The organism is Mycoplasma imitans ATCC 51306 (assembly GCF_000518305.1).
Lineage (GTDB): Bacteria > Bacillota_I > Bacilli_A > Mycoplasmatales > Mycoplasmoidaceae > Mycoplasmoides > Mycoplasmoides imitans.
Genome location: NZ_KI912418.1, coordinates 1 through 13,101, shown reverse-complemented (window position 1 = coordinate 13,101; position 13,101 = coordinate 1). Strand labels below are relative to the sequence as shown.

Here is a 13,101-nt window from a genome sequence, read left to right as displayed (position 1 = left end):
TATTGATCATCAATAATTTTATTACCCATTAGTCAACAAAAACTAATTATCGCTAGTTTTCATAGATCATTTTTATTGTAATCGAGATAATTAAAAATTTAAGCTGTTGTTTATTAAATCATTATTAATGATTTCATTTTTAAACTTGGTGATCACGTAGCTTACTTTATGCTTGTTGATTCTTAATTCCTTAACGATATCACAAATCCGACTACCTTGTAAAAACTCAATAATGATCTTCCGCTGCTTGGGTTGAAATTTCTTTAAAACTTTTTTAATCTCTTCTCTAAACTCATCTAGTTTTAAATAATACTCTGGTGTTTTATGGCAAACTGGAGCGGAGTTTTCTTTTTCTGTACTATGATTTAAGATCTTTCTTTTATTTGTAGTTTCTTTTTTGAAGATACTAATAATATATAGAGAAACATATTTCTTGATGTAACCATCGAAATTATCATTTTTCTTAGAATCGAATCGGTTATAACCATCAATGATTGCTAATGCTGAGATCTGATGTAAATCAGATGATTCAAACGGCAAACTAGAGTAGTAGTTATAAAAAACTTTAGAAGCTACTTTGAATGCGTATCAATAATATTTATCTAATACTTTGTTTATATCGAATAAATTAATCATAATTACCTGCTAAACTAACAAGTTAATTATGATTAATTCTAAGTTTTGTAGTTCTCTAGTTTTGATCTAGATTTTATTAAGAAACTGATAGTTTGTTTTTAGTTAAAAATTCCTTAACTTTTTGAATTACTTGATCTTGGTTTTCTAAGTTAATTACTTGGTTAACCAGTTCTTTACAATCAGAATATTTTAAGTTGTTTATCAGTTCTTTTGCCTTAAGCATTGATGAAGCTGACATTGAAAACTCTTTTAAGCCCATACCTAATAAGATTGGAATTGCTAATGGTTCACCCGCCATTTCACCACACATACCAGTTCAAACTTTGTGTTTTAAACCACCATCAATAGTCATCTTAACAATTCTTAATAAAGCCGGGTTAAGTGGTTGGTATAAGTAGTTAACATCTTTAGACATACGGTCAACTGCAAATGAGTATTGAATCATATCATTCGTTCCAATTGAGAAGAAATCAACGTATTTAGCTAATACATCACTCATAATTGCTGCTGAAGGAATTTCGATCATAATACCAACTAGTGGTTTACCGTATTCAACTTTACGTTCGTCTAATTCTCGTCTAGCTTCTTCTAAAATTTCTTTAGCCTTAAATAATTCTTCAAGGTTAGCAATCATAGGGAACATGATACCTAAACTACCAAATTTAGATGCACGCAATAATGCTCTTAATTGCGCCTTGAAAATATCGGGGTGTTGATTAGTAAAACGAATTGCTCTAAATCCTAGGAACGGATTCATTTCATGTGGGAATTGGTAATAATTTAATTTCTTATCACCACCAATATCTAAAGTACGAATTACAACTGTTTCGTTGTTCGCATAATCTAATGCTTGCTTATAAGCATCAAATTGGGTTTCTTCATCTGGCCAGTTTGGTGAGTCCATGTACAAGAACTCAGTTCTAAATAAACCTACACCTTTAGCACCATATTCATTACCTTTTAGTAGGTCGATTGGTTTACCAATATTAACTGCAACAATTACTTCATGACCATCAAGTGTAACAGCCTTTGGCGGCAAGTATTTCTTAAGTTTAGCTTGACTTTCTTCGTATTTAGTTTGTTCTTGCTTAAGAACTGAAACATCACTTTCGCTTAAATCGCTGTATAAAACACCTTTAATTCCATCAATACAAATTAATTGATCGTGTTTAATTGTTTCAGTAACATCTTTTAAGCTTAATACTGCGGGAATTTCAAGTGTTCTTGCCATGATCGCAGAGTGAGATGTTCTTCCCCCGATGTTAGTAGCAAATCCCTTAACGTATTTCTTATCTAATAACGAAGTTTCAGATGGTGTTAAGTCATCAGCAATAATAATCACTTCGTGATTGATTGCTAATAAATCTGGTAACGGAACATTTAAAAGGTTAGATAAAATGCGTTTTTTCACGTCACCAATATCTGAAGCACGTTCTTTAAGATAAGCATCTTCAATTGCTTCAAACATCGCTTTAGTTTGATCATAAACTTTAGAAATCGCGGTTGGTGCGTTTGCTAAATTTCCTTTTACTTCTTGTGAGATTTGATCAAATAACATTGGGTCGTTAACAATATTAATGTGACCATCAAAAACGATCGCAATATCTTCACCCAAATTCTTAAGAGCAATTGCTCTTAATTCTCTTAATTGCTCAGAACTTTTATCAAAAGCCTGCTTAATTTTACTAATTGTGCTTTCTACTTCACTTTCTTTAATCTTGTTGTTATCAAAATCAAAAACAGGAGCCTTAAGCACGTAAGCTTTAGCTATCGCTACTCCGTTAGAAGCACCAATACCTTCGTATTTTTTCATATCAAAATCTATTATTTAATTAATATTAGTATTATATTTTTTTATTATATTTTAAGCTAAAATAATCAAAAATGAACTAATATAAATGACACTAACAACAGTTTTGTATTTAAGAAATTGCGCAAACAATTTACAACGCACATTAAATTACTTAAAAAATGAGAAAATAATCGTTTTGCTCGATCAATCTGTTGATTTAACAAATGATATAGTTGCTCAAAACAATCTAGATAAAACGATCGTTCATAAACAAAAGTTTGATAACATCTCAAACGCATTAAATTATCTTTTTAAACACAATTTAATTACGACAGATTTTTATTATATTGTTGATGTGCGTAATCAATTGAATGAGCACTTAATTAGTTCATTAAAGCAAAACTTAGTCTATAAGAAGTTATATTTTTGAAATATCAAAAGATATGATCAAGTTTACAAACCAACTAAGTTTAAAAATCTCATTTGTGAGAACCTAGATTTTATCAACACCATTTTTTATAAAAAAGATCTTCAACCTTTAAGTGTTTCATATCATGGTGAATTAGCTTATTTTGATTTATTGTTTCAACACTTAAATAATGATAATGGTTATCAATATCTTAAAGAATTAACTTCTGTTAACGAACCTGAATTGTTCGACATGAACTTAAGAAGATATAAAACTGATCTTGAAGATCAGAATATTGCTTTTTTAAATAAGATGATTGATAACAATAAGCAAGAGTATCTTTTATATTATTTTGAAAACAACTTAGAGTTTGTCAAACGTATAGTAAAAAGAAACTTACGATTTGAGATAAATCGTAAGATGTCCTTTTTTAGAATAATGAATAAAAATCCATTAACTTTTTATAAACTAACTACCAAATATAAGCAACTATTTAAATTGGTAAACAAATAAATCTTTAACTTGCCGAACCAACTGCATCACATGTAAATGATCATGGGTATGATCGTGAGTATGATCATGAACATGGCCGTCGTTTGGCGTCATTGTTGTACCATGATCATGTTCTGCGTGTGATGCGTTGTGTACTGATAAAATTAGGATCGCAAAAACTAAGCCGACTGCGAATGAGATTAACACTTTGTATCAATCAGCTGTTTTCATTGATCGGTTGTGAATAAACTCAGGAACTAGTTCAATCACTGCTAAGAAGGTGATAATCACACCACCACTTGCGTTAACTAACGGGATGATTCATCCAACGTTTCTTAAGAATCGGTTTAAGTAAGCCCCTACGATCATTACGGGAACGATTAAAAGAGTTGTATAAAAATTATATAGTGCAGCTTTAAAACGTCTTTCTCCATACTGGATTTGACGATAATGAATAATTAGAACTTCAACAAGAATGTGAATGTTGAATGTAACAATAAATCCGATATTGATTTGAGCTGGATCTAGAGTTAATAACGAAACTGTTCCCCCTAGAATAAAACCATCAATAGTTCGGTGAGATAATAACAAGATGATTACTAATCAAGCTGCTTTTAGATTAGGTTTGTGTTCTTTTATTTTATGTTGCACATCTTCACCTTCATTCATAATGTGCAATGAGTGATCATGCGTGTGGTTACAGTGATCTTGCTTAGTAAAATGAATGTATAAAAATCTAAATGAGATTACTAATGTTAATCCTAAGATGGCTCCACCAACTATAATGGCGATCTTAATTAATGTTTGATTAGTTTCACTGTAAGCAGCTAGCGCACTACTTACAAAACCAGTCACACCATCCGTTGCTTCAAATAATAATCCCAACGTTCCAATACTTAATAATAACGCTGATGAAAACGCGTAAAGATTAAATAATTGATTTTGTTTTAACTTTGGCTTAATAAAAGTTAAACACAAGATTAATATGGTTGGAACTGTTAATAAAAAAACAACATATATTAATAAATTAATAAAGATTGCCAAGTTTATGTTATCGCCTACTGCTTGTGGCGAAATAAATATTCTGTTCATTCGATTATTGATTAATCCTAACAAAAAAATTATACACAATTATTATGCTTATTTATAAAAATTTTAAATAAACTGATGTTGGATTGCATGCAAAATCGGCTGGTTTTTATAAAAAAATGATATTTCTTATTGAATTTATCTCTGTTTTTTATCAATAAAACAAAAAATATCTCCAAAAATTTTTGGAGATATTTCTCACACAAATCGATTGCTAATAAACAATCTTGTGTTCTTCTTTCATCTTAATTGGCACCAGTTTATGATCTATTACATCATAAGCTTTGCCAAAACCTGAATTGGTTCTACCCTTTTTTAACTTAACTTCAAGTAGCACAAATCCATGAAATTTTTTAAGCATATTAGCAATTCGACTTTCAACCGGATTTTTGGCTAAGTTATCTAGTAATTCGTTAACTAGATTTTGATCATTAATTTGTTCAAAATCTGTAACATTTTGCGCTGTTTTTCTTAAATATTCTGGTTTGTCCACAGCACCGACTTCAATCAATAAAACACCTTGATTTTTATTATTGTACATGATGTTTTCATAGTGCTGTGCAACCTTGGCTAAATAAACATACAAACGATCATTCTTACGATAAAGCACGGTAGTGCTACATAATAATTCGTTATCCTTATTTTTTGTTGCTAAATGAATACTTCTAAAGTTATATTTAAAAAACTCATTGTATTCTTCTTGAACGCTATCCATATTAAGTAAATATTGTGCTCGTTCGTGCATCTCAATCATTACGTATTTAATATCGCCTAAATCTTTAGCTTGTCTTTCAAAAGGAATATTGACGGTTTTATTGTTAACTAAAACCGTCATCTTTTCTAGATCCAAATCAAGCAATTTGATTGACTAGACAGGTTCATTTTTAACGTAATGACGATAAATGATATTTAAAATGTCTAGATGATCGTAATTTACGTGTTCGATAATATCTTGTTTATTCATACATTGGTTAACTTTTTTTACTTAGTTATACCAATTTTAGCAATAATAACAACGATAATAATCGTTAAAACGACAGCTATAAATAAACCGGTAATTACCGAACTTAAAACTGGGTGTTTGTTTCTAAATCGAGTAATTGGATTTTGCTTCTTAGCATTAGAGTCGTCGCTGTCTTCTTTGTTTTTTCGTTTTTGATCTAAAACTTCTTTACGTAGCAGTCTTAGCTCTTCTTCTGGAACGTCAAGATTGTTGATGTAATCATCAATGTTGATATCCATATCAGCGGGTCGCCAACCTTGTTTTTGTTGCCCCTGAGCTTGGTTAAATTTAGAATAACCGGCTTGATTTTTAGCGTTAGTAAACGGTACGTTGGGTGTTTGACTTTTCTTATTATTAACTTTCCGATCGCTTGTTGTTTGAGTTTGAGTTGCTTTAGATTTTTTACTGCGTTTTTCTAATTCTTGTAAGTGTCTTGTACGTGAAAAAACACCACCAAGATGACTTACACCTTCAAAAGTAAAGATGCCAGTTTTATCGTATTTTGTTTTACTTTCGTGATTAGATAAAACTGTATAAGCACATTTGATTTCTTTCTTTAATCATTCATTTGCTTCAGTTTTTGGATCGGTTGAGTATTTTAACTTTAAAACGCTATATAACCTTTTCAATTCATCCAAACTGGTTTTCTTATTTGCTCCTAAAATCGTGTAAAGATTTTTGGGTGCATAAGGATCGGGTTTGACTGCAGTTTTGCTTGCAGCTGCTTGTTGTTGCGCACCTGTTTGTGCACTTGAAGATTGCTTATTATTTGCTTGATTGTTCTGTTGACCGCTTTTGATGTTGGTGAAAATTTTACTAAAGACATCTTTAGTATCAACAAATTCAGTTGAGTCATCATCGTCGTCATCGTCGTCATAAAGATCAAGTTCAAACTCATCATAATCCTTACGTGACGCTTCATCACTTAGGACTTCATAAGCTTCATTAATCTTTTGGAAGAGTTCAATCGATTTTGGATCACTATTGACATCAGGGTGGTATTTTTTTGCAAGTTTACGGAACGCTTTTTTAATTTCACTAGACGAAGCCTTAACACTAACACCTAATATTTCATAATAATTTTGTTCTTTCACTCACCACCTCTGGTTTTTTGTGTTTTATACATTAATTATAAGCAACTATCCAATCTTTCTTATTCTTCACGTACATGTGGGAAAAACAACACATCTCTTATTGATGTTGTCCCTGTTAACATCATCACTAAACGATCAATCCCAATACCTAATCCACCTGTAGGTGGCAAGCCGTTTTCTAAAGCTTCTAAAAAGTCTTCATCCATTTCTGAAGCTTCATCATTACCTTTTTGTTTTTCTTCTAATTGTTTTTCAAACCGTTGCCGCTGATCAATCGGATCGTTCAACTCACTGAAACCATTAGCAACTTCTTTACCAAATGCAAACAGCTCAAATCTTTCAGTATATCTTGGATCAGAGTAATCTAATTTTGCTAATGGCGAGATCTCTACTGGGTGATGTGTTACAAACGTAGGTTCAATTAATTTCTTTTCACAGAACTCTTCAAAAAAGAGATTAATAATATGTCCGATTGTTTTTTCGTGTTCTTTAACGTGAACTTTATGTCTTTTAGTTAGCTCTAATGCCTGATCTAAATTCTTAATTTGGGTAAAATCAATTCCGGTTTCTTCCTTAATTAGATCGGTCATTTTAATTCGCTTGAAAGGTTTGGTTCAATCAACCTTTTGATCTTTCATGCTACTTTCATTTACATTGATTGCTTTAGCAATATATTTAATGATTGCTTCAGTTAACTCGATCATGTAATTGTAATCAGCATAAGCTACATAAGTCTCCATGCTGGTAAACTCAGGGTTATGGGTTGAATCCATTCCTTCATTTCTAAAACACTTACCAATTTCATAAATCTTATCAAAACTACCTACAATTATTTTTTTAAGTGGCAATTCTGGTGCTATTCTTAGATAGTAATCTCGATCTAATGCATTGTAGTGTGTGGCAAACGGTTTAGCTGCAGCACCACCAATTTGTGCATGTAAAAATGGTGTTTCTACTTCTAGAAAACCTTTTTCATTGAAGTATTGGCGCATTGCAGTAATAATTTTTGAACGATAAATGAATCTTTTTTTAGATTCATCATTATGAATTAAGTCTAGATAGCGCTTACGTGAGCGAATTTCTTCGTCAGCAATTCCATGGAATTTTTCAGGTGGAATTCTTAATGATTTACTAATAATTTTTAATGAATCAATATCTAATGAAAGTTCATTAGTGTTAGTCTTCATTGGCTTACCAGTTGCAGTTACAATATCACCCAAATCTAAATATTCTTGAAAATAATTAAAAACTTCAGGTTGGTTGTTTTTATTTATATATAGTTGTAATTGAGAATCGAAGTCCTGAATTAAAATAAAAGTTCTTCTAATTCCTACTACACGACCACTAACAGTAATTTGTTTTTCTAATTTAATTGCTGCCAATTCTTCTTTTGTAAATTGATCGTATTGCTTTTTCAAACTCTTGCTGTTGTGCGTGTTAACAACTTTTGTTACTTCGTATGGGTTTTGTTTAGATTCAATTAAACGGTTTAATTTATTTAAACGAACTAATTCCTGATCGTTAAGTTTTCTAGACATAATTATTTGTAAATAATAGCTTTTTTATTATATTAAAAATTATTTTCTTTAATTTTTTGCCTTTTGACAATCTTTTTACATATCTTGAATAAGATGAAAAAGGCATACGCAATAATAAACGCACTAACACTGCTATCAACAAGCTTCCAAGGCGGAGTTACTAACAGAGCCACAATAAATGAAGCTGTTTTAGTTAACCATGTTAACAACTCAATTGTTAGTCTATCTACAGATTCACCTTCTGTTAATCTAACATTTGTTTTAAACCGTGATTGATCTAAAAATACGGTTGAGTCTGTGAAAAACCAGATCATTAAAGTTGCTGACACTCATTTCAACAACTATGTTCAAGAGGTTCAAGGATGAGTTGATGAATTTAAGGAGAGATTCAAAGACCTCTATAGAATTGATTCGGTTGAATATGTTCAGCAAAATATCTACTGATCAGTTAATCAGGATGTTGAGTTTCAACAGCTTTTAGATAATGCAACCTTAAATAAATCAGTAGATGAACGAACTAACATATCTCGACCTAATTATGGTGAAATAACTGATTTTGGGACGTATTCTAATCACTCAAGTGCTAACTATAATTTTGCTGGTAATTACGACCCAATTTACAAAGATTATGTAGAGTTTATTCATTCTTATAGCCATGTAATAAAGAAACGCGAAATTCCTAGATATGATGTTTTTGATTTACCTCTAGCTGATAAACAATTGGAATACGGTTTTATTAAATATAAGAAAGACACCTCTTTACACGGAATATTTGATCGCATACCAAATACAAACAATCAATATTATGCTTTAACAAACGTGGATATTGGTAGTAATAAATTTACTGTTAGAGAAAAGAAGCACACTGGATGATATCCAACGTTATATGAACTAAACAATAACAGAGAAAAAAGAAATAATCTTACGAGTGTAAAGTATTTAAGATGAAAAGTTCATCCTGTTAGTGCAGCTACATACGATAAATTTAATATTGTTCCAAATGCAGAAATATTAGTAGATAGCAATAATAGAGTTGAGTTTGACAAGATTAAACTGTATTTCTGAAAATCACCTTCTGGTAAATGGCGCATTATTAATAATAGAGTTTTAGTAAATTTAATGAACAATTGATTTGATACATCATCATATAGAGTAATTAAAGCTAATCCAACATACTTTAATAAACTTTATGAACTTAAGGATTCACCAAAAACTTTAAGCATAAACGTTGATAATAGATCTGAACTGATTAGTGCAAAATATGATATTTTTGCCGACTATTTTGTACTTCCTGATAATTTTACTTACAAAACAATTAATTTTAATATTACTAATAGAACTGCATTTAACGGCTATAGAAATTTAATAAATTTATTCATAAACAACATTAAAATCGAATCTGATTCTATTCAGCTAAGAGATAATTATGTTTATTCAAAAATTGATACGAATTTGACGTTTTGATTTTGATATAATGATCAGTTTATAAAACTTATTGATCATATTAGAAAAATTAAAAAATACACGGTAAATTCGAATCAAAATAAATATAAAAATCTGTCAATTGATTATGCTGACGTTGTAAGTTTACAAAGAAATAATTCTATTGAATTTTTTAATAATTTAATTCAAGCAAAAGGGCGAAATTATGTAAGTAACTTTCAAAGAGAGTTGTTTTATTTTTTAGGAATAACTACAAGTGAAATTAATGATTATCAATATGATTTTATAATGGCTTTGCCTGAGCTTTTTGATCAATTTAATCAACAAACAAAATTAATTGGAGATATTTACATTGGAAGTAATAAAATTTCTGATCGAGTATTAATAGCTAATAATGAAACACCACGAATTGATATTAATTCTGAAGAAATTAGAAATAGAACACCGCAGTTAGATTTAAACAGAAATTTACTTCAATTAACCGTTAATAATTTACGATTCTATAGTGAAGAAATTGATAGTTTTAACGGTAAAATCAATACTTTTCAAACTATACAAAATGAAAACTCAGTATTCAAATTAGACGAAGTTTCAATTAGATTAAATCTAAATTATCGTTATGATTTTTTAAACATAAAGTATAAAAATTCGATTGCTGAGTTGAACGATTTTAATGTCAGAACATTTGAACCGCTATACGCGAGTGATTTTAATCACAAGATCGGTGTTGATAGATCTATTGAGATTAGTGATATCTTAATTGATGCTTATAAATCAATATACTTGAATTCGAATAGTATTTATATTAATCAAGATGGCGTTTACTCACCTGATCAAAGTGTATGAACGGGTAATGATCTAAATATAATGCCAGCACTATCAGATCGATATAATCTTAATTTCGATCCGAATAATGTGACAGGTGAGTTTTGATCTATAATCAGAGTTTTAAATGGTAATGATTTTGCTATTCCAGGTACTGAAGCTGAACCAGAACTTATTCCTGATAAACTTTATTTCTTTAAAAATGACGAAAATATTAAAGCTAAATTCTATCTCGTAAAATTTAAAGCATTTAATAAAGTAATAGATATTAATAAGTCTCGAATAAGTTTTGAGCACGAAATTGTTCCAGAGATAAAACTGAATTATTTAGATAACAATTTTGGCATTAGATTATTAACTGATTATGAAAACAATCTTTTGTCTGATCAAACAATTAATTTAAAGATTAATCAAGAATATTCAATTTCTCAAGATGATGCAAATAAATTAGTTAGAGCAATCGAACCTGTTTTAGCAACTAGAGGGTTAAAAATTCTTAACAATTCAATCCAAGTTAATGAACGAGCTAATCAACTTAACTTTACTTTATATTCGTTAGATAAGGTTGAAAAAACTGCTTTTAATCCTATAACAAATTTTGATTTAAGTATTGAAAAAGAAAATAATAATATCTTAAAAATCAACGGTAAATTTAATAATAATTTAATTTTTAATCTAGATTATCAAATCAATATATCTGACAATAAAATCCTAATAAAATTATTAAATCCTGATCAATTAAATCTTGCTCCTGTACTTAATTCAAAAGATAAGATAACTGAATTAATTAAGAACGAGATTAATAAATATAACTTTGTAATTCGCTCTTGAGACAACTTTGATATTGCTAACCCATCTAATGAAATTCAACTAATTAACACTTCTACTACTTCACTAGATGAAGATGAAAGCGATATTTCTAGAGAAGAAATTATAAGAAATAATTCTAATAACCAAAGATCAACAAATAATGAAAAAGAATCCAAGAACCAACAAAACGAGCAGATTAATAATAAAAAAGCAACAAATATTAGTTTTGATTTAAAAGATAAGAAAAACTTAATCATTTTTATTGTCAGTGTTTCATTAATATCATTAGCGCTGATAATAGGAACAAGCTATGGAATTGTGAAATTAACCAAGAAAAATAAACGTAGAATTCGTAGATAAAAATAAAAAAATAACACCAGTTTGAATCTGGTGTTATTATTTTGTTTGCGTGATATTTTCCTATTCTTGCTTGCGCTACCTTCGGCTCCATGATGCTTAACTTCTGGGTTCGGAATGGGACCAGGTGTTTCCATCACGATATCGATATCACACACACCATTGCTCTTTGAAAAACTAAATACAACAAATCATTTTAGATAAAAAACAACTAATGTTTTTTGATCAAATCTAAGTCCTCGAATTATTAGTACTAATCAGCTAAATACCTCGCGGCACTTACACCTTTAGCCTATCAACGTCGTAGTCTACAACGATTCTTACTCCATTGCTGGAAGGGAAGATTATTCTTAAAGTCGGTTTCACACTTAGATGCTTTCAGCGTTTATCCGTTCGACACGTTGCTACCCAGCGGTGCAGTTGGCACTACAACTGGAGCACAAGAGGTGTCTTCACTCCGGTCCTCTCGTACTAAGAGTAAATCTTTTCAATCTTCCTGCGGGCACAATAGATAGGGACCAACCTGTCTCGCGACGGTTTGAACCCAACTCACGTATCTCTTTAATCGGCGAACAGCCGAACCCTTCGAACCTGCTTCAGCTCGAGGATGAGATGAGTCGACATCGAGGTGCCAAACACTGCCGTCGATGTGAACTCTTGGGCAGTATCAGCCTGTTATCCCCAGAGTAGCTTTTATCCGTTGAGCGATGGCCATTCCATACTGAACCACCGGATCACTATGACCTAATTTCTTACCTGTTCGACCTGTTAGTCTCACAGTCAAGCACCCTTATACCATTACACTCTTAACACGATTTCCAACCGTGCTGAGGGTACCTTTGCACGCCTCCGTTACCTTTTGGGAGGCGACCGCCCCAGTCAAACTGCCCGCCTAACACTGTCCTATTGCTGGATAACAGCAACTAGTTAGAGAAGAATGTAAACAAAGGTGGTATTCCACTGGTGACTCCACAACTCCTAGCGAAGTTGCTTCAAAGTCTCCCACCTATTCTCTATATGTCTAAACTCTGCCCAATATTAAGTTACAGTAAAGCTTCATGGGGTCTTTCCGTCCCGTTGCGCCTAACGGGTGTCTTCACCCGTACCTGGATTTCACCGAGTCTATAGCCGAGACAGTCAAGAGATGGTTACACCATTCAAGCGGGACGGAATTTACCCGACAAGGAATTTCGCTACCTTAGGACCGTTATAGTTACGGCCGCCGTTCACTGGGGCTTCAGTCGGGAGCTTCGATTGCTCTAACACCCTTCTTTAACCTTCCAGCACTGGGCAGGTGTCACCCCATATACATCATCTTGCGATTTAGCATAGAGCTGTGTTTTAGTTAAACAGTCCCCCCTCGTTCTTCACTGCGGCTCAACTTTTACATTGAGCATCCCTTCTCGCGAACTTACGGGATGAATTTGCAGAGTTCCTTAGCTATAGTTCACTCGCTAACCTTAGGATCTTCTCCTTGACCACGTGTGTTCGTTCTCGGTACTGGAAACAAATAGTTAACCCTAGAAGCTTTTCTTGGAAGCGTGATATATGCATCTTCGCTACTTGCAAAGCGTTCGCTCGTATTCATAAGTTGTCCTTAAAAAGGGCGGATT

8 protein-coding genes and 2 rRNA genes are annotated in these 13,101 nt (G+C 31.6%); 2 read left to right on the top strand and 8 right to left on the bottom strand.

All coding sequences use genetic code 4. From position 1 onward, the window contains the following. Positions 1 to 90: 90 nt before the first annotated feature. Both P690_RS0103730 and ptsP read right to left on the bottom strand, forming a co-directional pair. A complete protein-coding gene (locus P690_RS0103730; RefSeq protein ID WP_027122399.1) occupies positions 91 to 636 on the bottom strand; it encodes a sigma-70 family RNA polymerase sigma factor in 546 nt (181 codons plus the stop codon). Positions 637 to 712: 76 nt separating this feature from the next. After that, on the bottom strand, positions 713 to 2,449 hold the full coding sequence (gene ptsP, locus P690_RS0103725) for a phosphoenolpyruvate--protein phosphotransferase (protein WP_027122398.1): 1,737 nt from the start codon (positions 2,447 to 2,449) through the stop codon (positions 713 to 715). 85 nt (positions 2,450 to 2,534) lie between these two features. On the opposite strand from ptsP, the gene P690_RS0103720 reads away from it, so the two are divergent. Next, positions 2,535 to 3,350: a hypothetical protein gene (locus P690_RS0103720; protein ID WP_027122397.1), complete on the top strand. Its 816-nt coding sequence runs from the start codon at positions 2,535 to 2,537 to the stop codon at positions 3,348 to 3,350. Here the strand turns inward: P690_RS0103720 and P690_RS0103715 are convergent. The 4 genes from P690_RS0103715 to lysS form a co-directional block, all read right to left on the bottom strand. Further along, positions 3,327 to 4,421 carry a hypothetical protein gene (locus P690_RS0103715; protein WP_027122396.1) on the bottom strand — a complete coding sequence of 365 codons (1,095 nt, stop codon included), beginning with the start codon at positions 4,419 to 4,421 and terminating at the stop codon, positions 3,327 to 3,329. The two genes, P690_RS0103720 and P690_RS0103715, sit on opposite strands and share 24 nt — an antisense overlap. 211 nt (positions 4,422 to 4,632) lie before the next feature. Further along, positions 4,633 to 5,268, bottom strand: a complete 636-nt coding sequence (locus tag P690_RS04145) for a hypothetical protein (RefSeq protein WP_394296425.1) — start codon at positions 5,266 to 5,268, stop codon at positions 4,633 to 4,635. A 131-nt stretch (positions 5,269 to 5,399) separates the two neighbouring features. Further along, positions 5,400 to 6,515 carry a J domain-containing protein gene (locus tag P690_RS0103705; protein WP_027122395.1) on the bottom strand — a complete coding sequence of 372 codons (1,116 nt, stop codon included), beginning with the start codon at positions 6,513 to 6,515 and terminating at the stop codon, positions 5,400 to 5,402. A 59-nt stretch (positions 6,516 to 6,574) separates the two neighbouring features. After that, positions 6,575 to 8,053, bottom strand: coding sequence for a lysine--tRNA ligase (lysS, locus tag P690_RS0103700; protein ID WP_027122394.1), 1,479 nt, complete (start codon positions 8,051 to 8,053; stop codon positions 6,575 to 6,577). Positions 8,054 to 8,146: 93 nt separating this feature from the next. On the opposite strand from lysS, the gene P690_RS0103695 reads away from it, so the two are divergent. Next, positions 8,147 to 11,491: a hypothetical protein gene (locus P690_RS0103695; RefSeq protein ID WP_051420974.1), complete on the top strand. Its 3,345-nt coding sequence runs from the start codon at positions 8,147 to 8,149 to the stop codon at positions 11,489 to 11,491. 47 nt (positions 11,492 to 11,538) lie between these two features. Here the strand turns inward: P690_RS0103695 and rrf are convergent. Both rrf and P690_RS0103685 read right to left on the bottom strand, forming a co-directional pair. After that, positions 11,539 to 11,643, bottom strand: a 5S ribosomal RNA gene (gene rrf, locus P690_RS0103690). 72 nt (positions 11,644 to 11,715) lie between these two features. Continuing rightward, positions 11,716 to 13,101, bottom strand: a 23S ribosomal RNA gene (locus tag P690_RS0103685); the annotation flags it as partial.